Here is a 19,781-nt window from a genome sequence, read left to right as displayed (position 1 = left end):
GCCGTTAAACACAGCAACAACGATTCGGTAAATCAGATCAATCCAGCAGCGCCAGCGCCTCAGCGGTGACTTCCTGGATACGGGCCCAGTCGCCGTTCTTGATCCACTCAGGGTCAAGCATCCAGCTACCGCCTACGCACATCACGTTTTTCAACGCCATGTAGCTCTTGATGTTGGCCGGGCCAACGCCGCCGGTCGGGCAGAATTTCACTTCGCCGAACGGGCCGCCCAGAGCCTTGATCGCCGCCACGCCGCCGCTGACTTCGGCCGGGAACAGCTTGAAGCGGCGGTAGCCCAGGCCATAGCCTTCCATGATGCCGGAGGCGTTGCTGATGCCTGGCAGCAAAGGAATCGGGCTGTGCACCGAGGCTTCCAGCAGGTCGCGGGTAATCCCGGGGGTGACGATAAATTGCGAGCCAGCCACTTCGGCCGCTTCGAGCATGTGACGGTCGAGCACGGTGCCGGCACCAGTGCACAGTTCCGGACGCTGCTCGCGCAGTACCTGAATGGCCTTGAGGCCGAACTCGGAACGCAGGGTCACTTCCAAGGCGGTCAAACCACCGGCTGCCAGGGCATCGGCCAGCGGCAGGATGTCCTGTTCGCGGGCGATGGTGATCACAGGCAGGATCCGCGCCTTGGCGCAGAGGCTGTCGATCAAGGCAACTTTATCCGCCATGGACACGGTCGGTTGGGGGCTTTTCATAGCGGCTGATCCTTGGCTCATGGGCACCAGTAAATCTCTAAAGTAGGTTGCAAAAACGCGCGAATCGGCATGGCAGCAACGTCGTCACTGGCCAGGGCGGCGCTCAAGGTGGTCAATTTCGAACTGCCGGAAATCGACAGCACGGTGTAGTTGGCTGTGGCCAGCAACGCGCGACTCATGGTCAGGCGCTGGTGCGGCACGGTCGGCGCCAGCATCGGCCAGCAACGACGGGTACCGTCGGCCTGCAACGCTTCGGCGAGGTTCGGACTGTTGGGAAACAGCGATGCGGTGTGACCGTCATCGCCCATGCCCAGTACCAGCACATCAATGGCTGGCAACTCGGCCAGCAGGCGATCGGCCTGCTCGGCAGCGTCTTCTAGATTGGCGGCGGCGCTGTACAGACTCAAAAACTTGGCCTTGGCGGCCGGGCCTTGCAACAGATGCTGTTTCAACAAGCCAGCATTGCTGTCGGCATGTTCCACCGGCACCCAGCGCTCGTCGGCCAGGGTAATCGTGACCTTGGACCAGTCCAGGCCTTGCTTGGCCAAGTTCTGGAAAAACGCCACAGGACTGCGGCCACCGGACACAACCAGGGTCGCTTCGCCACGGGCACTGATGGCCGTGCGCAGTTGCTCTGCCACGTCATTGGCCAGGCCGTCCGCCAGTTGCACTGGCGTGCGGTACTCATGGGCAGTTACGCCACGAGGCAGTTTCAATTCAGATATCGCCATACCAAGACCTCCCATCCCGCGTGATCAGTGCAATGGAGCTCATCGGCCCCCAGGAACCCGCCGCATACGGCTTGGGCGCATCACCGGATTTTTTCCACCCGGCGATCAACTGGTCACACCACTTCCACGCGGCTTCGATTTCATCTTTACGGACAAACAGGTTCTGATTGCCGCGCATCACTTCCAACAGCAAACGCTCGTAGGCATCGGGGATGCGCGCGCTGCGATAGGTGTCGGAAAAATTCAGTTGCAGAGGCCCGCTACGCAGTTGCATGCCCTTGTCCAGGCCCTGCTCCTTGGTCATCACACGCAGGGAAATCCCTTCGTCCGGCTGCAAGCGGATGATCAGTTTGTTGCTGATCTGCAAGCGCTGCTCGGGGGCGAAGATGTAGTGAGACGGTTCCTTGAAATGGATGACGATCTGCGACAGCTTCTGCGGCATGCGCTTGCCGGTGCGCAGATAAAACGGCACCCCGGCCCAACGCCAGTTACGAATATCGGCCCGCAGTGCGACGAACGTTTCGGTGTCGCTCTGGGTGTTGGAATTCTCTTCTTCCAGGTAACCCGGCACCGCTTTACCGGCGCTGTAGCCGGCGATGTACTGGCCACGTACAACCTGAGTGGTCAGGCCATCCGGGCTGATCGGCGCCAGGGCCTTGAGCACCTTGACCTTCTCGTCACGGATGCTGTCGGCGGACAAATCGGCCGGCGGGTCCATGGCGATCAGGCAAAGCAGTTGCAGCAGGTGGTTCTGAATCATGTCCCGCAACTGGCCTGCCTTATCGAAGTAGCCCCAACGGCCTTCGATACCGACTTGCTCGGCCACGGTGATTTCCACGTGGGAGATGTAGTTCTGGTTCCACTGGGTTTCGAACAGGCTGTTGGCGAAACGCAGGGCGATCAGGTTCTGGACGGTCTCTTTGCCCAGGTAGTGGTCGATACGGTAGGTGCGGTTTTCCGGGAAAAACTGCGCCACGGCATCGTTGACCTTGCGCGAGGACTCCAGGTCCGAACCGATGGGTTTTTCCAACACCACGCGGGTGTTTTCCGCCAGGCCGACCTTGGACAGGTTCTCGCAGATCGCGCCGTACACCGCGGCCGGGGTGGCGAAATAAGCGATCAGGCGTTGCTCGGTACCCGCCAGTTCAGCCAGGGCCACGTAGTCGTCGGCCTTCATGAAGTCGACGTGGACATAAGTCAGGCGCGCCAGGAAACGCTGGGCGATGCTTTCGTCCAGTTCGTTGCCGACATATTTACGCAGTTCTTTTTCGATATGAGCCAGGTGCTGCTGCTCGGAACCGGCTTCACGGGCCAGGGCCAGGATGCGCGTGTCGTCGTGCAGCAGCCCAGCGCCATCAAGTTGATAGAGGGCAGGAAATAACTTGCGCAGCGCCAGATCACCCAAGGCGCCAAACAGGGCAAAGGTGCAGGGTTCTACGGTTATCGAAGGCATGATGTTTGTTCTTTTATCAAGTTAAGCTACAAATACCTTTTTTCAAGGCATCACTCAAGGAAAAATGTAGTAATAACCACAACATTTTCCCGAAATACGCATTCCGAGTGGTGGTGTTCAGCTACCCTCAGTAGGATAGGCCACCGCGAAAAGCCACTCGTCGATTGGCTGCCGCCCTTTATTTGCATCGTCGCCCGAAGGAAAGACTGAATGGACCGCGTGCGAAATCTTCTGGAACAGATCCGGAACCGCCTCGAAGAATTGAACAAGGCTGAGAAAAAAGTCGCCGAGGTCATCCTGCTCAACCCGCAGCAGGCGACCCGCTTCTCTATTGCCGCCCTTGCCCAGGCCGCTTCGGTCAGTGAACCGACGGTCAACCGTTTCTGCCGTTCGTTCGGCGTCAGCGGTTACCCTGAACTCAAATTGCAGTTGGCGCAAAGCCTGGCCAGTGGCGCAGCTTATGTCAGCCGTGCCGTGGAGGCCGATGATAACCCCGAGGCCTACACCCAGAAGATCTTTGGCAGCGCCATTGCGTCCCTGGACAGCGCCTGCCAGGCCTTGGACCCGAACCTGATCAGCAAGGCCGTGGACTTGTTGATCCAGGCGCGGCAGATCCACTTCTTCGGCCTGGGCGCGTCTGCGCCGGTGGCCATGGATGCGCTGCACAAGTTCTTCCGCTTCAACCTGTCGGTGACCGCCCACGCCGACGTGCTGATGCAACGCATGATCGCCTCAGTGGCGCACACCGGCGAGCTGTTCGTAATTATTTCCTACACCGGGCGTACCCGCGAGTTGGTGGAAGTAGCGCGTATCGCCCGGGAAAACGGCGCATCGGTGCTGGGCGTGACTGCCGAGAATTCACCGCTGGCAAAGGCCAGTACCGTGAGCCTGAACATTCCGCTGCCGGAAGACACCGACATCTATATGCCGATGACCTCGCGGATCATTCAGCTGACGGTGCTGGATGTGCTGGCCACCGGTATGACGTTGCGCCGCGGCGTGGATTTCCAGCCGCATCTGCGCAAGATCAAAGAGAGTTTGAATGACAGCCGCTATCCGGTTGGGGATGAGTTCAACTAAGCCAGGCTGAGTATTGGTTTCACTGGCCTCATCGGGGGCAAGCCCCCTCCCACGTTTGAAATGTATTCACAAATCAAACTGTGGGAGGGGGCTTTCCCCCGATAGGGCCATCAGCCACACCGCTAAACCCCAGCCCGCGCCTGCAAGCTGAGATGCGCCCGCTCCCCCGGCGCCAGACTTGCGCCAGCCATCGCCGACTCCACGCACACAAACCCCGACGCCTCGTTAAAACTGACCCCCAGCAACGGCCGGCTGCCTGGATGCCACACCACGGTGTCCGCACTGTCGCCAGTGTCGATACACAGTTCACGCTGCCAGGCGTGATCCTTGAGCTGCAGTTCACCCTCGTGCTGGAACACCCGCTGGCACCCACCGTCCACCCGCAACTCGCCTTCCTGCTGGCAAGCCTGACGATTGAGCTGGTCATAACCTTGGGCGCCGTCGAGCCCAGACAGCGCTATCTCGTCGACGTGACCAATACGCCAGTAAGCGTGCAAAGCATGGCTCAACTGGCATGGGAGCTCGTCTTGATGCTCGGTGCTCAGGCGCAGTTCCAGGGTTTCACCCAGGTGCGCGTGCAGGTCGACCTGCCAGTCGCACAACTGCAATTGCCAGTGCAGGCGTACGCCGTCGTCGTCGGTGCTGCTGTCGAGCAGTTTCCAGTCGATCAATCGCGCCCAGCCATGGGATGGCCACGCGTTCTCGCTCGGGTGACGGCCGTACCACGGCCAGCACACCGGCACGCCACCACGGATGGCGCCGACTTGCGGCCACTTGGCCGCGCACCACAGCCAGGGTTTCTGGCCACGGGGTTGGAAATGCAACAGTTGCGCGCCCTGCCGGCTGAACACCGCCTGACACAGCGGATGGTCAATCACCAACACATCGCGCATCTGAAAGCGCTCCCAGGCGAACACTGGACGCTCGCGCAAGGATTTGAAAAAGCGTTGCAGCGGATGCTCATGCATGTGCCACGGTCCCGAATATCACAGTGCCACCCAAAAAAAAGCGGATAGCCATGGCTACCCGCAAATGCGCACAGAGAGAAGGAGCTTATCGCAACAACGTTAGAACGTAGACTGAATTTTCAGGCCAGCCACCAACGCGTTGTCGACTTTATCCACGCCGCCCGGTTGGACAACGTATTGCAGGTTGGGACGCACGGTCAGCCAGTTGGTGACGTGGAAGCCGTAGTTGATTTCGAAGTTGTACTCGGTCTCGCGAATCGGCGTGTACTGCGCACTGTCATAGTCACTTACGCCATTATCGGCGTTCAGCAGCTCAGCGTTCTTCTTCACATCATTGTTGACGTGCAGACGAGCAGCACCAATGCCGACGTCATCTTTTGGACGCGCGTCGAATGGACCTTTGTACACCAGCATCAAGGACTGGTAGTTGTCGACCAGGTTGGTTTCCTTGTCGTGGAAGGTGGCGTTCGCTGCGATGTTCAGGCCGCGCGAAGCATCGCCGTTGTGCGTAGTGAGCTGCTGTTGTGCAACGAACCAGTAGCCTTTCTTGCTGCTGCGGGTACGGAAGTCTGCGCCAGTGAGGACCGCATTGCCGCCGTTGACGTCTTCACGCACGTCCGGTGCATCAGCCGCGCTCTTGTAGTAACCCACACGGTATTCGCCCGGCAGGTTGTTAACTTTCGGCGACCAGACCAATTCCACCGGAATCACGGTGCCCTTGGTGCCACTGCCGCTGAGCTTGAAGCCATTGCCGTGCTCAAGCTGCGATGGGTTCTGGTTGTATGCACCGATCTGCGCGTACAACTCAGGCGTGATGTTGTACTTGACGCGAATGGCCGCCTGGCTGACAGGCCAGTTGTACCAAGTGTTCACGTAGTTACCGACTTGCGAGCCGCAGAACGACAGGTTCTGGAAGTCGCATGGGAAGGTGTTGAAGTCTTCGCCTTCACCGAAGTAACCGAGCTTCACGTCCAGCTTGTTGTCGAACATCTGGTGTTGAATCCAGAACTGGGTCAGACGCACCATGTGGCCACGACCGTAGACTTCCATCGACGAGCTCAGCGTGCTGGCACGCGGATCGCCAATGCGGTCGTTGGAGATGTTCTGGCCATTACGGTTGGTCAACTGGATCTTGGCCTGAGTGTTATCCCAGCCCCACAGCTTTTGCAGATCCAGTGCTACGCCCAAACCAAACTGGTCGGAGTAACGACCAGTCTTGTCGTCGTTGTAGCCACCATGCAGGTTGGCGCCCATCTCCCCAACGTAGTCGGCCTTGATATCGATACCTTGCTCGATCAGCTTGGTACGCTCGCCGCCCCAATCGCCGGTCATCCACTTGGAATCGGCGCTGAATGCATCGGCCGCCATCGCATTGGCGGACAATACCAGGGCTGCTGCTGCTGACAGTTGGCAGATCAGCCGAGTGTTGTTGTGTTGCTTTTTCATCCCTACATCCTCGTCTTTATTGTTATTAAACTGTTTTTATCTAACGCGGGTTACATTTTTTAACTAAAACAACGACTTATATCGTTCAGCGACCCTTGAACTGAGCCACGTTATCGGCATGTCCCTGTGTCGGCACTGAGGCAGCAGTGCCCAGACGCTCCCCCGTCTTGGCGTCGAACAGCAACACCTTGGCCGGATCGAATTGCAGGGTCAGGGTCTCGCCCACCTGGGGTGCCACATCGGGCGCCAGGCGGCAGCAGACCTTGGTGTCATTGAGTTGCACGAACACCAGGGTGTCCGGTCCGGTTGGCTCGGTGACCTGAACTTCGGCACGAATGCTCGATGCGCTGTCGCCCTCGCCTGTCGCCAACATAATCTGCTCCGGGCGCAGGCCCAGGATCACGTCGCGGTCTTCAAGCCCCGCATCCGTCACGTTCAGCGCCAGCTCACAACGGGCCTGGCCACTGTCGAGCAGTGCCACCAAGCGACCGTCCTTGCGTTGCAGGCGCAGAGGTACGAAGTTCATCGGTGGCGAACCAATGAAGCTCGCCACGAACTGGTTGGCCGGGTTGTTGTAGATCTCTTTCGGCGTGCCGAACTGCTGGATGATGCCGTCCTTCATCACCGCCACTTTGTCGCCCAGGGTCATGGCTTCGATCTGGTCGTGGGTCACGTAGACGGTGGTGGTTTTCAGACGCTGGTGCATCAGTTTCATTTCGGTGCGCATCTCGACGCGCAGCTTGGCGTCGAGGTTGGATAGCGGTTCGTCGAACAGGTAAATCTTCGGCCGACGCGCCAGGGCGCGGCCCATGGCCACGCGCTGTTGCTGGCCGCCGGAGAGTTGGCCCGGCTTGCGGTTAAGCAGGTGTTCGATTTGCAGCAGCTTGGCCACGCGCGCCACTTCGGCGTCGATGTCGGCTTGCGGCATCTTGCGGATCTTCAGGCCAAACTCGATGTTCTCGCGCACGCTCATGGTCGGGTACAGCGCGTAGGACTGGAACACCATGGCGATGTCGCGATCCTTGGGGCTCATGCCGCTCACATCCTGATCACCGATCATGATCGCGCCGCCGGTGATGGTCTCAAGACCGGCGATGCAGTTCATCAGCGTGGATTTACCGCAACCCGAAGGGCCGACCAGGATCAGGAATTCACCTTCCTTGATCGACAGTTCGATGTTCTTCAAGGTGTCGGGCAGGCCGGCGCCATAGGTCTTGTTTACATTGCGAAGTTCAAGCGTAGCCATGATTACCCCTTGACCGCGCCGGCCGTCAGGCCGCGCACGAAATACTTGCCTGCGATCACATAGACCAGCAGGGTCGGCAGCCCGGCGATCATCGCCGCCGCCATATCCACGTTATATTCCTTGGCCCCGGTGCTCGTGTTGACCAGGTTGTTCAGCGCCACCGTGATGGGCTGGGAGTCGCCACTGGAGAACACCACGCCGAACAGGAAGTCGTTCCAGATCTGAGTGAACTGCCAGATCAGGCAGACCATGATGATCGGCGTCGACATCGGCAGAATGATCTGACGGAAGATGGTGAAGAATCCTGCACCGTCCAGGCGCGCAGCCTTGATCAGCGCATCCGGAATGCTCACGTAGTAGTTACGGAAGAACAGCGTGGTGAACGCCAGGCCGTAAACCACATGGATGAACACCAAGCCTGTGGTGGTGCTGGCCAGGCCCATCTTGCCGAGGGTGAACGACGCGGGCAGCAGCACGGTCTGGAACGGCAGGAAGCAGCCGAACAGCAGCAGACCGAAGAACAGCTGCGAGCCACGGAAGCGCCAGAACGACAGCACATAACCGTTCAATGCGCCGATGGCGGTGGAAATGAGTACAGCCGGAACGGTGATCTTGATCGAGTTCCAGAAGTAACCATCGACGGTGTCCCAGGCCTTGACCCAGCCGATGCCGGTGACCACGGTGGGCCAGCTCAGCAGGTTGCCGTTGGTGATGTCTTCCGGGGTCTTGAAGCTGGTGAGCAGCATCACCACCAGCGGCACCAAGTACAGCAGCACGGCGAGGATCAGCACCGCGTAAATCGCGATACGGCTCAGGCTGATGGACGGTTTAGAGGCGAGACTAGTCATTACGTTTGGTCCTCAGCTCGGAGTAGAGGTAAGGCACGATGATCGCGAGGATCGCACCGAGCATCAGGATTGCACTCGCCGACCCCATGCCCATCTGGCCACGGCTGAAGGTGAACGAATACATGAACATCGCCGGCAGGTCGGACGAGTAGCCCGGACCTCCCGCGGTCATCGCCGCCACCAGGTCGAAGCTCTTGATGGCAATGTGCGCCAGGATCATCACCGCACTGAAGAACACCGGACGCAGGCTCGGCAGCACCACGCTCCAGTAGATGCGCGGCAGGCTCGCGCCGTCGATTTGCGCGGCGCGGATGATCGATTGATCAACGCCACGCAAACCGGCGAGGAACATCGCCATGATGAATCCGGAGGCTTGCCACACAGCGGCGATTACCAGGCAATAGACCACACGATCCGGGTCGATCAGCCAATCGAGACGGAAGCCTTCCCAGCCCCAGTCACGCAGGAGTTTGTCCAGGCCCATGCCCGGGTTGAGCAGCCATTTCCAGGCGGTACCGGTGACGATCATCGAGAGCGCCATCGGGTACAGGTAAATGGTGCGGATGAAGCCTTCGCGGCGGATTTTCTGGTCGAGGAAAATCGCCAGCGTCACGCCGATCACCAAGGTGATGCCGATAAACATGCCGCCAAACAGCGCCAGGTTCTTGCTCGCCACCCACCAGCGATCGTTGTCGAATAAACGCTCGTACTGCGCCAGACCCGCCCATTTGTAGCTGGGCAAGAACGTGGATGTGGTGAACGACAGCACAAACGTCCACAGGATGTAGCCGTAGAAGCCCACCAAGACGATGAACATGCTGGGCGCCAGCACCAGTTTGGGTAGCCAGCGCTGCAGTGCATCGAACGGCGAGGCTTTGCTGAACACAGCAACAGAACTCATGGGGAAATCCAATACAGGGAAAAAGGACTACAGGAACAGGCCTTGTGAGGGGTTAGGGGTCCCCCTCACAAGGTCAGCTTTTACTTGGCTGACTTGATCGCAGCGCCGAGTTTCTTGGCGGTGTCGGCCGGGTCTGCTTTCGGGTCGTTGATGAAGTTGGTCACGACATCAAAGAACGCGCCTTGCACGGCCAGTGTGGTGGCCATGTTGTGCGCCATGCTTGGCTGCAGGCCGCCAGACTTGGCGTCTGCCAGGAAGTCCTTGGCAGCGGTCTGGGCGCAGGAGTCGAAGCCGAGTTTGTCCATTTCATTGAGCATGTCAGTACGAACAGGGATCGAACCCTTGTTGATGCTGAACACTTTCTGGAAGTTTTCACCCAGCACGACTTTGGCGATGTCCTGCTGACCGGCAGCGGTGCCTTTGTCTTTCTGCTTGAACACCGCCAGGGAGTCGATGTTGTAGGTGAAGGCTTTGTCGGTGCCCGGGAAGGCTACGCACTCGTAGTCTTTACCGGCGACTTTCTTGGCGGCAGTCCATTCGGACTTGGCCCAGTCACCCATGATCTGCATACCGGCCTTGCCGTTGATGACTTTGCCGGCTTCGAGGTTCCAGTCCTGGCCTTTGCCATCGACGTCCATGTAGGTCGCGACTTTCTTAAGCTCGGTGAGGGACTTGACCATTTCCGGGCCGATCAGCGCGGCGTTATCCAGGTCAACCAAGGCTTTCTTGTAGCCATCGGCACCCATCACCGAGAGCACGACCGCTTCGAACACGGTGCTGTCCTGCCAAGGCTGGCCACCGTGGGCGAGCGGAATAAAGCCCGCAGCTTTGAGCTTGTCGCCGGCTGCGTAGAATTCTTCGAGGGTGGTTGGGTTCTTGGTGATACCGGCTTTCTTGAAGACTTCCGGGTTGATCCACAGCCAGTTCACACGGTGAATGTTGACCGGCACGGCGACGTAGTCACCGTCGTACTTCACAGTGTCGGAGACTTTCTTGTCGAGCAGGGAGTCCCATTTTTCTTCTTTGGCGACGTCTTTGAGCACGTCAGTGTCGAGCAGGCCAGTGGACGCCCATTCCTGGATATCGGGGCCTTTGATCTGGGCAACGCCGGGAGGGTTACCGGCGACCGCGCGGCTTTTGAGCACGGTCATGGCAGTGGCGCCACCGCCGCCTGCAACGGCACCGTCTTTCCAGGTGAAGCCGTCTTTCTCGACTTGGGCCTTCAGGACATCTACAGCCGCTTTTTCGCCACCCGAGGTCCACCAATGCACAACTTCAACCGTACCTTTGGAGTCGGCGGCAAATGCACTGAGGGGAAACAACGAGGCAACGGAAATAGCTACGGCGAGGCGATTAATCGCGTTCATCTGAATACCTTTTCTTGTTGTTATGCATGCAAGTCTAGAGCTTGCGCTGCACGGAGTTTAAACATGGTTTTTTCGAGCGCGGGTAACAAAGGGACGCACAAATGTCACCAGTTGGTGACATAGCGCCCAGCGCTTAATGCGCTGGTCATGCTCGGTGCCAAGGGCAGTGCAGGCAGCACCACCGCTTGCCAGGCATGGTACAGGTCCGGCTTGCCACCCCAGATAGTGCTGCTGGGCTGGTTATGCGGGTTGAGTTCGTGGTGCCAACTGCCGTGGATGCGGTCGATAAAGTGGGTTTCGCAGAACTCCCAGAAGCGCCGATACCAGGTTTCGTAATGCAGTTCGCCAGTGCGTTTAAGCAAGGCTTGGGCTGCGGCGCAGGCTTCGGCGTGGGTCCAATGCAAGCGTTCGCGCACCACCGGCTGGTGGTTCCAGTCCAGGGTGTAAACGATGCCGGGGGCGCCATCCACGGCCCAGGCGTATTCGCAGGCGCTGGCGAACAAGCCTTTGGCGTCGCTCACCAACCAATCCGGCGTGGCCAGCCCCGCTTGCAGGCGGGCGGCCTCGAGGTGCAGCACCAGCCGCGCCCATTCAAAACCGTGACCTGGGGTGATGCCGTAGGGGCGGAAGCCGTCGGCGCGGTTGTCTTCGTTGTAGTTCAGCAACGGGCGCCAGTGCGGGTCGAAATGCTCGATGACCATAAACTGGTTACTGGCGGCGTGGGTGTGGATCACGCGCTCGACTATACGCAGTGCACGGTCCAGCCAGCGGGTATCGCCCGTCACATCGGCCAAGGCAAGGAAGGCTTCGGTCGCGTGCATATTGCTGTTGGCGCCGCGATAGGCTTCAACGCCGCTCCAATCCTGAGCAAAGGACTCGAGCATAACGCCCTCGTCTTCGCTCCAGAAAAACTGGTCGATGATGTGGGTCGCATCATTGAGCAGGTTTTGCGCACCAGGCGCGCCCGCCACCACGGCAGAACTGGCTGCCAGGGCGACGAAAGCATGCAGGTAGGCGGCCTTGCCGGTATTGCCATCGAAGGCCTGAGGCGTGGCGAACCAACCGCCGTGTTTGCTATCACGCAAAGGGCCACTGAGGGCCGCAACACCGTGCTCAACCAGTTCGGCATAGCCCGGCAAGCCCATGGCATGGGCCATGGCGAAGCTGTGGGTCATGCGTGCGGTATTCATGGTTTCGGCGTGGGCATTGGCTGGCAGTTGGCCTTTTTCGTCGAGGTTGCCAAAACCTTCAGGCAGACGCGAGGCCTTGGCGAATGCCAGCAAGCGCTGCCCTTCGGCGGCGAGCCAAGCGTGATGGGCAGGTGCATTCAGCCAACTGCTGGCAGGCAGTCGTTGCGTAGTCATGGGTGGCCCTTATTATTTTTTGTGGGGTGACCGGAGTCTAAACAAGGGCGAGATGAGGGCAAGTAACGAAGGGGAAGGTAAATGTCACCAAGCAGTGACAATGTTATAGGTGAGCATTATTCCACCCTAAACATCCAATCCAAATGTAAGAGGGGGCTTGCTCCCGATAGCAGAGTGTCAGTCGTTACATCTATTGACTGATCCACCGCCATCGGGACCAACCCCCCTCCCACATTAGGGCCGGTTTTGGTCATTGACCCAGAGGGGTGATCTTCGCCGGTGCGTTGAGCTGTTGTTGCAGGTTCTGCACCTGGCTTTGCAGGGTAGTGATATTGCGGGTGGTCTGGATGCGGAACACATCGAACTCTTTATTGGTCGGCGCATCGTTATTGGCCGGCTGGTTGTCCTGCGCACTTTTGAGCACAACCAAATCCTGCTCAAGACGGGCGATGGCGGCGCTTGGGTTGCCTTGTTTTTTCAGCGCGGCAACGTCGGCGACCAACTCCTTTATCTCACCGTCGCGCTTGCCTGCATCACCTTGCGCAGCCTTGAGGCTGGCTACGGCGTCAGTCAGGGCCTGCACCTGACCTTGCAGCTTGGCATTAGCGCTCGACAGCTCGTTGGTGCTGGACGTCATTTGTGCAAGACGCTTGTCCAGTTCGGTGGCCTGGCCGGCTACGCCGAGTTGCTGCTTGCCCTGCTCCAGCAGTTGGCTTTCCAACTGCTTGATCTGCAGTTTCAATGCTTCGCTGCCGTTGTTCACGCTGGCTTCGCTGGCTACCACCTTGCCGGAGATATCCTGCAGGCGCCCCGCCGCTTCTTCGCTGATCCGCGCAAAACTTTCCTGGGTGGCAACCAACTGCTGGCCCATCAGGGATATCTGCTGGAAGCTCCACCAGGCCAGGCCGGCGAAGGCGATCAGCAGAGCGCCGATCAATGCCCACAGCGGGCCGGTGCTGGCGCCCTTGACCTTGACGACCGGCACGTTGCGCGAACGCACCGAGGTGGCCGGGGAAGGTTCGAAATCATCGTCATCCCCATGATCGGCCCGCAGGCTGGGAACGTTGTCGAAATCGTCTTTAGCATCGTTACGCATGAATCAACCCTGAATCGGTGAGTTAGCTGGCTGGTGGCCGAGCGACGGGAGTATAAACCCCAGCCCCGTCGCACTGATCGACCCGGAACCCTGAATTCGGTTCCCGATGTGTTGCCTGGTGTGACCTTATTTGAGCCCCGGATCCTGCGCCTTCCACCAACTGCAGAACTCGTCGAGGGCGGTCCACAGGCTGACCTTCGGCTCGTAATCCAAATAATGCCTGGCGCGGCTGATGTCGAGGGTGAAATCTTTGTTCATCACCTGCATGCCCAGACGCGTCAACGCCGGCTCGGGGCGCCCGGGCCACAGTGCGCAGACTGCCTCGTTCAGCGCCGCCACGCTGTAGGACAAGCCGTAGGACCGATACCGGGTGACCTGGGGCAGTTCCATTTGGCGCATCACGTAGTTCACCACATCCCACACCGGCACTGGCGCGCCGTTGCTGATGTTGTAGGCCCGCCCCAACGCCGAACCGGGGGCCAGCAAACTGCTGAGCAGGGCTTCGTTGAGGTTATGGATACTTGTGAAGTCGACCTTGTTCAGGCCGTCGCCGACGATCGCCAGGCGCTTCTTGCGCTGCATTTTCAGCAAGCGCGGGAAAATGCTCATGTCCCCGGCACCAGTAACGAAACGCGGGCGCAGGGCGAGCACTTCAAGGCCGAACTCCTGGGCACCGAAAACCTTTTGTTCCGCCAGGTATTTAGTCGCAGCGTAGGGATGTTTGAAGCGTTTTGGCACTTGTTCTTCAGTCAGGCCCAGATGATCGCGGCCATCAAAATAAATCGAAGGCGACGACAGGTGCACCAGGCGCCCAACCCGCTGTTTAAGGCAGGCTTCAACGACGTTTTCGGTGACCAGCACGTTGCCCTGGTGAAAGTCCTGGTAACGCCCCCACAGTCCCACCGCACCCGCGCAGTGCACCACGGCTTCGACATCGCGGCACAGGTCGCGCACCAGGTCGGCGTCGTTCAGATCACCCTGGATAAACTCGGCGCCGCGCCGTACCAGGTGTTCCACACCCTCGGCGCGCCGCCCGTTGACCCGCACGTCCAGGCCCTGCTCCAGGGCGAAACGCGCAAAGCGCCCGCCGATGAAGCCGCTTGCGCCGGTGACCAGAATCTTCATGTATTACCCCGTGTTCTTTCGTTTTTCATCGCTGTTGCCTTGACGACCGCTCTCAGTCCAACGGCACCAACCATTGGCCACATGCGTGGGCCAAGTGATCGGTCAGCAGGCCCAACAACTGCCCGCCACTGCGCCAATGATGCCAGTACAACGGCACATCGATGGGCTTATCTGGCAATAACTCCACCAGCACACCCTTTTCCAGCTGGTCGCGCACCTGCAGTTCAGGCACCAACCCCCAGCCAAGCCCGGATTCCGCCAGGCGGATAAAGCCTTCGGACGATGGGCATAAGTGGTGTTCGAAACCACCGTCCACGCCGAGGGATGCCAGGTAGCGGTGCTGTAGGAAGTCATCCGGACCAAACACCAGCGCTGGTGTGCGGGCCAGTTGATCGGCGCGCACTCCCTGTGGAAAGTGACGGGCAATAAAGGCCGGGCTGGCGAGGGCCCGATAGCGCATGGCGCCCAACAACAGACTGCGGGCGCCGGCCACCGGACGTTCGCTGGCGCAGATACACGCAGCCACTTCACCGGCGCGCATGCGTTTGAGACCAACGGTCTGGTCTTCCACAATCAGATCCAGCAGCAAATGCTGTTCGGCGCAGAAGTCACTGACGGCCTCAGCCCACCACGTGGCAAGGCTGTCGGCATTGAGGGCGATACGCAGGCGTTCGGGCATGCCCTCTTCGTCCAGCGCGGGCACCTGGCTTTGCAGATCGCGCTCCAGCAAGCGCACCTGCTGCACATGGTTAAGCAGACGTCGGCCAATATCGGTCGGCGTCGGCGGTGAGGCGCGTACCAGCACCGGCTGGCCGATGCGCGCTTCCAATAATTTGATGCGCTGGGAAATCGCCGATTGCGACAGCCCCAGCACTTGGGCGCCTCGTTCAAAGCCAGCCTGTTCCACCACCGCCGCCAGGGCGGAAAGCAATTTATAGTCGAACATCAGTTTCTCTAATGAGCGATCAGCAGTATTGGTTTTTCTTATACAGGTAAGCCCGTGAGAATGACCAGCATTGCTTACCTCTATTAAGGAATCTCACATGGCTGGCGAAACCGCCCTGGCAACCCTGTTGCGCAGTATGAGCCCTCACCTCAATGACGGTGATTACGTGTTCTGCACCCTGCCCGATCACAACATCCCGGCAGGATGCGAAGTGATCGGCAGCTTCCGTGAACAGGAAGGCCTGACGCTGATCCTGGAACGCCAGCAAGCCGAACACGCTGGGTTGGCCTTCGATTACGTAGCCGCCTGGATCACCCTGAATGTGCATTCAGCCCTGGAAGCCGTTGGCCTGACGGCCGCCTTCGCCAGTGCGCTGGGCAAGGCTGGGATCAGTTGTAACGTGATTGCCGGCTACTACCACGACCATCTGTTTGTCGGCCGTGCCGATGCAGAACGCGCGATGCATGTGTTGCGGCAACTGGCTACGGACTCGGAGTAAACCCTATGTGGCAAAGCTATCTGAATGGGCTGTTGGTGGCGCTGGGCCTGATCATGGCCATCGGTACGCAGAACGCTTTTGTATTGGCGCAAAGCCTGCGCCGTGAACATCACCTGCCAGTGGCGGCGTTGTGCGTGGTGTGTGATGCGCTACTGGTGGCGGCCGGGGTGTTCGGCCTGGCCACGGTCCTTGCGCAGAACCCGCTGCTGTTGGCAGTTGCCCGCTGGGGCGGCGCGGCCTTCCTGTTGTGGTACGGCACCCTGGCACTGCGTCGGGCGTTCTCGACACAGAGCCTGGAACAAGGCGGCAACCTCAAAGTGCGCTCGTTGCGCGCGGTGATGCTCAGTGCCTTGGCGGTGACACTGCTCAACCCTCACGTTTACTTGGACACGGTGCTGCTGATCGGCTCACTCGGCGCGCAACAGACCGAACCTGGCGCCTACGTAGCAGGGGCCGCAAGTGCATCATTCCTGTGGTTTGCCACCCTGGCACTCGGCGCCGCGTGGCTGGCCCCCTGGCTCGCACGCCCGGCCACATGGCGGCTGCTGGACTTGGTGGTGGCAGTGATGATGTTCAGCGTGGCTTACCAATTAATAAGCGCGCCATGAACTTATTCCAAAAGGCTCTGGAACCTCTATCCCACACAGTTGTTGCGTGGTTTTGCCGCACCCCCGGTGCTATGATCCTGCCCCTGCGCCGCAAAGAGTACAAACTCCCCGGCGCTTGTTTGGCCGCCCGTGATCGGCCTTGCGCTCACCGCAACTGACCTGATTAGGAGAATCATCATGGCTTTCGAATTGCCGCCGCTGCCCTACGCACACGATGCCCTGCAGCCGCACATCTCCAAGGAAACCTTGGAGTTCCACCACGACAAGCACCACAACACCTACGTCGTGAACCTGAACAACCTGGTGCCTGGCACCGAGTTCGAAGGCAAGACTCTGGAAGAGATCGTCAAATCTTCTTCGGGCGGCATCTTCAACAACGCTGCTCAGGTCTGGAACCACACTTTCTACTGGAACTGCCTGGCGCCAAACGCCGGCGGCCAACCAACCGGCGCGCTGGCTGAAGCCATCAACACTGCGTTCGGTTCGTTCGACAAGTTCAAGGAAGAGTTCACCAAGACGTCCGTCGGCACCTTCGGTTCCGGTTGGGGCTGGCTGGTGAAAAAGGCTGACGGTTCCCTGGCCCTGGCCAGCACCATCGGCGCCGGCAACCCGCTGACCAGCGGCGACACCCCGCTGCTGACCTGCGACGTATGGGAACACGCCTACTACATCGACTACCGCAACGTACGTCCAAAGTATGTGGAAGCGTTCTGGAACCTGGTCAACTGGAAGTTCGTGGCTGAGCAGTTCGAAGGCAAGACCTTCACTGCCTAAGCAACCCTTGCAGTAGAAAGAGCCCGGCGATTGCCGGGCTTTTTTGTGGGCGTCGACTCTGGACCGACCGGGAAGTGCGGAACTCAATAAGAGGAATACGCCACCCAACCGGTGAGAGGAATACACCTCTCACTCAATGTCGGAGAATCAGTGATGAATCCAATGTCGATGATCGGCGGCGCAGCCTCCGCGCTCTTGCCTGTCCTGGGTAAAGCGGCGGAAATAGGGATGGATGTGGTTAAGGACATATTGGGCGCCAAGGCCCCTCAGTTAGGGGCGGATCAACAGCCACCAGCCCCGCCAAAGATTGAGTTTTAATCCGCCACCCGCTGACGCCCCTTCGCACTCGCACGCGTAACAAATAACGGCGGATCAAATCCGCCGTTTTCCTGCCCCCTGCCCGAACAAAACATCCATCCCCTTCTCACTGCAATGTTCCTTTGACTGCCATCACCAGATTGCCAATACTCATGGCATATTGAAGGCCACCCGCATGAGACAAGGAATGCCCCTTTGAAGCTGGAACTCAAAAACAGCTTGTCGGTGAAGTTGCTACGGGTTGTGCTGCTGTCGGCATTGATCGTGGGCGTTGCGCTGAGCGTGGCGCAGATCGTTTTCGATGCCTACAAGACGCGCCATGCCGTGGCCGAAGATGCCCAGCGCATCCTCGACATGTTCCGCGACCCCTCGACCCAGGCTGTCTACAGCCTGGACCGCGAGATGGGTATGCAGGTGATTGAAGGTCTGTTTCAGGACGATGCCGTGCGCATGGCCTCCATCGGCCATCCCAACGAAACCATGCTCGCGGAAAAAAGCCGCGCTTTGCAGCATTCCTCCAGCCGCTGGTTGACCGACCTGATTCTGGGACAGGAGCGCACGTTCACCACCGCATTGGTCGGCAAAGGCCCCTACAGCGAGTACTACGGCGACCTGAGCATCACCCTCGACACCGCCACCTATGGCAAAGGCTTTATTGTCAGCTCAGTGATCATCTTTATTTCCGGGGTATTACGCGCATTGGCCATGGGCCTGGTGTTGTACTTGGTGTATCACTGGCTGCTGACCAAGCCGCTGTCGCGGATTATCGGGCACCTGACGTCGATCAACCCTGACCGCCCCAGCGAACACAAGATCCCGCAGCTCAAGGGCCATGAACGCAACGAATTAGGGTTGTGGATCAATACCGCCAATCAGTTACTCGAATCTATCGAACGTAATACCCATCTGCGCCACGAAGCAGAAAGCAGCCTGCTGCGCATGGCCCAGTATGATTTCCTGACCGGCCTGCCGAATCGCCAGAAACTGCAGGAGCAACTGGACAAGATCCTGATCGACGCCGGCCGCCGTCAGCGCCGCGTAGCGGTGTTGTGCGTGGGGCTGGATGATTTTAAAAGCGTAAACGAGCAGTTCACCTACCAGGCCGGCGATAAATTGCTACTCGCCCTGGCCGACCGTCTGCGGGCCCACAGCGGCCGCCTCGGCGCGCTCGCCCGCTTGGGGGGTGACCAGTTCGCCCTGGTACAGGCCGATATCGAACAGCCTTATGAAGCCGCCGAACTGGCGCAAAGTATCCTCGACGATCTGGAAGGGGAATTCGCCCTCGACCACGAACAGATTCGCCTGCGGGCCACCATCGGCATCACCCTGTTCCCGGAAGACGGCGACAGCACCGAGAAGCTGCTGCAAAAAGCCGAACAGACCATGACCCTGGCCAAGAGCCGTTCGCGCAACCGCTATCAGTTTTATATCGCCAGCGTCGACAGCGAGATGCGCCGTCGCCGTGAGTTGGAGAAAGACCTGCGGGACGCCCTGGGACGTGACCAGTTTCACCTGGTGTACCAACCGCAGATCAGCTATCGCGACCAGCATGTGGTCGGTGTGGAAGCGCTCATCCGCTGGCAACATCCAGAACACGGCTTGGTGCCGCCGGACCTGTTTATCCCGCTGGCCGAACAGAACGGCACCATTATTGCGATCGGCGAATGGGTGCTGGACCAGGCTTGCCGGCAATTGCGCGAATGGCATGACCAGGGCTTCATCGACCTGCGCATGGCGGTCAACCTTTCCACCGTGCAGTTGCACCACGCCGAATTGCCGCGGGTGGTCAATAACCTGATGCAGATTTACCGTTTACCGCCGCGCAGCCTGGAGTTGGAAGTTACCGAAACCGGGCTGATGGAAGACATCAGCACCGCCGCCCAACACCTGCTGAGCCTGCGCCGCTCCGGGGCGTTGATCGCCATCGATGACTTTGGCACCGGCTATTCATCGCTCAGCTATCTCAAGAGCCTGCCGCTGGACAAGATCAAGATCGACAAAAGCTTCGTCCAAGACCTGCTGGACGACGACGACGATGCCACCATCGTGCGGGCGATTATCCAACTGGGCAAAAGCCTGGGCATGCAGGTCATCGCTGAAGGCGTGGAAACCGCCGAGCAAGAAGCCTACATCATCTCTGAGGGCTGTCATGAAGGTCAGGGCTACTACTACAGCAAACCCTTGCAGGCCCGGGAGCTGGCAGTTTTTCTGAAGCAGGCTGAGCGTAATAACGCAGCCATTCTCTGACGGGGCAAAACGATACTGAATATTTCCCGCGTTTAACCCTTTACACAAAATGCAAATCTTT

Annotated in this window: 18 protein-coding genes; 5 read left to right on the top strand and 13 right to left on the bottom strand. The window is 59.2% G+C overall.

The features are described 5' to 3' along the window. Positions 1 to 37: 37 nt before the first annotated feature. Genes G9Q84_RS07600 through zwf form a run of 3 tightly spaced genes read right to left on the bottom strand, consistent with a single transcriptional unit; the run spans position 38 to position 2,887 of the window. On the bottom strand, positions 38 to 703 hold the full coding sequence (locus G9Q84_RS07600) for a bifunctional 4-hydroxy-2-oxoglutarate aldolase/2-dehydro-3-deoxy-phosphogluconate aldolase (RefSeq protein WP_017735662.1): 666 nt from the start codon (positions 701 to 703) through the stop codon (positions 38 to 40). A gap of 17 nt (positions 704 to 720) precedes the next feature. Beyond that, positions 721 to 1,434 carry a 6-phosphogluconolactonase gene (gene pgl, locus G9Q84_RS07595; protein ID WP_032891007.1) on the bottom strand — a complete coding sequence of 238 codons (714 nt, stop codon included), beginning with the start codon at positions 1,432 to 1,434 and terminating at the stop codon, positions 721 to 723. Continuing rightward, positions 1,421 to 2,887: a glucose-6-phosphate dehydrogenase gene (gene zwf / locus G9Q84_RS07590; RefSeq protein WP_032891006.1), complete on the bottom strand. Its 1,467-nt coding sequence runs from the start codon at positions 2,885 to 2,887 to the stop codon at positions 1,421 to 1,423. Before zwf ends, pgl begins: the two co-directional genes overlap by 14 nt. Positions 2,888 to 3,106: 219 nt before the next feature. Between zwf and G9Q84_RS07585 the strand changes: the two genes are divergently transcribed. Beyond that, entirely contained in the window at positions 3,107 to 3,967 is an 861-nt protein-coding gene (locus G9Q84_RS07585) for a MurR/RpiR family transcriptional regulator (protein ID WP_169851198.1), read from the top strand. Between the two features lie 122 nt (positions 3,968 to 4,089). On the opposite strand, the gene G9Q84_RS07580 is transcribed toward G9Q84_RS07585, so the two are convergent. The 10 genes from G9Q84_RS07580 to G9Q84_RS07535 form a co-directional block, all read right to left on the bottom strand. Continuing rightward, positions 4,090 to 4,935 (bottom strand): D-hexose-6-phosphate mutarotase, encoded by an 846-nt coding sequence (locus G9Q84_RS07580; protein ID WP_032891005.1) that lies wholly within the window; start codon positions 4,933 to 4,935, stop codon positions 4,090 to 4,092. 99 nt (positions 4,936 to 5,034) lie between these two features. Further along, positions 5,035 to 6,381: a carbohydrate porin gene (locus G9Q84_RS07575; RefSeq protein ID WP_099602787.1), complete on the bottom strand. Its 1,347-nt coding sequence runs from the start codon at positions 6,379 to 6,381 to the stop codon at positions 5,035 to 5,037. Between the two features lie 85 nt (positions 6,382 to 6,466). Further along, positions 6,467 to 7,627, bottom strand: a complete 1,161-nt coding sequence (locus G9Q84_RS07570) for an ABC transporter ATP-binding protein (protein WP_032891003.1) — start codon at positions 7,625 to 7,627, stop codon at positions 6,467 to 6,469. Between the two features lie 2 nt (positions 7,628 to 7,629). Then, a complete protein-coding gene (locus G9Q84_RS07565) occupies positions 7,630 to 8,475 on the bottom strand; it encodes a carbohydrate ABC transporter permease (RefSeq protein WP_032891002.1) in 846 nt (281 codons plus the stop codon). After that, a complete protein-coding gene (locus G9Q84_RS07560; protein ID WP_003175732.1) occupies positions 8,468 to 9,376 on the bottom strand; it encodes a carbohydrate ABC transporter permease in 909 nt (302 codons plus the stop codon). The genes G9Q84_RS07565 and G9Q84_RS07560 overlap by 8 nt, the downstream gene beginning before the upstream one ends. 80 nt (positions 9,377 to 9,456) lie before the next feature. Then, positions 9,457 to 10,743, bottom strand: coding sequence for an ABC transporter substrate-binding protein (locus tag G9Q84_RS07555; RefSeq protein WP_181643068.1), 1,287 nt, complete (start codon positions 10,741 to 10,743; stop codon positions 9,457 to 9,459). 104 nt (positions 10,744 to 10,847) lie between these two features. Further along, positions 10,848 to 12,107 carry a D-mannose isomerase gene (locus G9Q84_RS07550; RefSeq protein ID WP_122756148.1) on the bottom strand — a complete coding sequence of 420 codons (1,260 nt, stop codon included), beginning with the start codon at positions 12,105 to 12,107 and terminating at the stop codon, positions 10,848 to 10,850. A 250-nt stretch (positions 12,108 to 12,357) separates the two neighbouring features. Beyond that, positions 12,358 to 13,203, bottom strand: coding sequence for an ATPase (locus G9Q84_RS07545; protein ID WP_032890998.1), 846 nt, complete (start codon positions 13,201 to 13,203; stop codon positions 12,358 to 12,360). 126 nt (positions 13,204 to 13,329) lie between these two features. Next, on the bottom strand, positions 13,330 to 14,328 hold the full coding sequence (locus G9Q84_RS07540) for an NAD-dependent epimerase/dehydratase family protein (RefSeq protein ID WP_032890997.1): 999 nt from the start codon (positions 14,326 to 14,328) through the stop codon (positions 13,330 to 13,332). Between the two features lie 52 nt (positions 14,329 to 14,380). Continuing rightward, entirely contained in the window at positions 14,381 to 15,274 is an 894-nt protein-coding gene (locus tag G9Q84_RS07535; protein ID WP_032890995.1) for a LysR family transcriptional regulator ArgP, read from the bottom strand. 97 nt (positions 15,275 to 15,371) lie between these two features. On the opposite strand from G9Q84_RS07535, the gene G9Q84_RS07530 reads away from it, so the two are divergent. From G9Q84_RS07530 to G9Q84_RS07515, 4 genes are all read left to right on the top strand, one after another. Beyond that, entirely contained in the window at positions 15,372 to 15,773 is a 402-nt protein-coding gene (locus G9Q84_RS07530; RefSeq protein ID WP_032890994.1) for an ACT domain-containing protein, read from the top strand. Positions 15,774 to 15,778: 5 nt separating this feature from the next. Beyond that, entirely contained in the window at positions 15,779 to 16,381 is a 603-nt protein-coding gene (locus G9Q84_RS07525) for a LysE/ArgO family amino acid transporter (RefSeq protein ID WP_032890993.1), read from the top strand. Positions 16,382 to 16,558: 177 nt separating this feature from the next. Then, a complete protein-coding gene (locus G9Q84_RS07520) occupies positions 16,559 to 17,155 on the top strand; it encodes a superoxide dismutase (protein ID WP_032862548.1) in 597 nt (198 codons plus the stop codon). 513 nt (positions 17,156 to 17,668) lie between these two features. Continuing rightward, the gene (locus G9Q84_RS07515; RefSeq protein ID WP_181643067.1) at positions 17,669 to 19,720 is read left to right on the top strand and encodes a putative bifunctional diguanylate cyclase/phosphodiesterase; all 2,052 of its coding nucleotides are present in this window, start codon (positions 17,669 to 17,671) and stop codon (positions 19,718 to 19,720) included. Positions 19,721 to 19,781: the final 61 nt, after the last annotated feature.

It is taken from the genome of Pseudomonas sivasensis (assembly GCF_013778505.1).
Lineage (GTDB): Bacteria > Pseudomonadota > Gammaproteobacteria > Pseudomonadales > Pseudomonadaceae > Aquipseudomonas > Aquipseudomonas sivasensis.
The sequence above is the reverse complement of the archived record's forward strand: the minus strand, read 5'-3'. Positions and strand labels throughout refer to the sequence as shown.

Excerpts from the sequence above, each read along its gene's own strand:
- G9Q84_RS07600 (WP_017735662.1), bottom strand. The coding sequence starts at position 703 with ATGAAAAGCCCCCAACCGACCGTGTCCATGGCGGATAAAGTTGCCTTG.
- pgl (WP_032891007.1), bottom strand. The coding sequence starts at position 1,434 with ATGGCGATATCTGAATTGAAACTGCCTCGTGGCGTAACTGCCCATGAG.
- zwf (WP_032891006.1), bottom strand. The coding sequence starts at position 2,887 with ATGCCTTCGATAACCGTAGAACCCTGCACCTTTGCCCTGTTTGGCGCC.
- G9Q84_RS07580 (WP_032891005.1), bottom strand. The coding sequence starts at position 4,935 with ATGCATGAGCATCCGCTGCAACGCTTTTTCAAATCCTTGCGCGAGCGT.
- G9Q84_RS07575 (WP_099602787.1), bottom strand. The coding sequence starts at position 6,381 with ATGAAAAAGCAACACAACAACACTCGGCTGATCTGCCAACTGTCAGCA.
- G9Q84_RS07570 (WP_032891003.1), bottom strand. The coding sequence starts at position 7,627 with ATGGCTACGCTTGAACTTCGCAATGTAAACAAGACCTATGGCGCCGGC.
- G9Q84_RS07565 (WP_032891002.1), bottom strand. The coding sequence starts at position 8,475 with ATGACTAGTCTCGCCTCTAAACCGTCCATCAGCCTGAGCCGTATCGCG.
- G9Q84_RS07560 (WP_003175732.1), bottom strand. The coding sequence starts at position 9,376 with ATGAGTTCTGTTGCTGTGTTCAGCAAAGCCTCGCCGTTCGATGCACTG.
- G9Q84_RS07555 (WP_181643068.1), bottom strand. The coding sequence starts at position 10,743 with ATGAACGCGATTAATCGCCTCGCCGTAGCTATTTCCGTTGCCTCGTTG.
- G9Q84_RS07550 (WP_122756148.1), bottom strand. The coding sequence starts at position 12,107 with ATGACTACGCAACGACTGCCTGCCAGCAGTTGGCTGAATGCACCTGCC.
- G9Q84_RS07545 (WP_032890998.1), bottom strand. The coding sequence starts at position 13,203 with ATGCGTAACGATGCTAAAGACGATTTCGACAACGTTCCCAGCCTGCGG.
- G9Q84_RS07540 (WP_032890997.1), bottom strand. The coding sequence starts at position 14,328 with ATGAAGATTCTGGTCACCGGCGCAAGCGGCTTCATCGGCGGGCGCTTT.
- G9Q84_RS07535 (WP_032890995.1), bottom strand. The coding sequence starts at position 15,274 with ATGTTCGACTATAAATTGCTTTCCGCCCTGGCGGCGGTGGTGGAACAG.
- G9Q84_RS07530 (WP_032890994.1), top strand. The coding sequence starts at position 15,372 with ATGGCTGGCGAAACCGCCCTGGCAACCCTGTTGCGCAGTATGAGCCCT.
- G9Q84_RS07525 (WP_032890993.1), top strand. The coding sequence starts at position 15,779 with ATGTGGCAAAGCTATCTGAATGGGCTGTTGGTGGCGCTGGGCCTGATC.
- G9Q84_RS07520 (WP_032862548.1), top strand. The coding sequence starts at position 16,559 with ATGGCTTTCGAATTGCCGCCGCTGCCCTACGCACACGATGCCCTGCAG.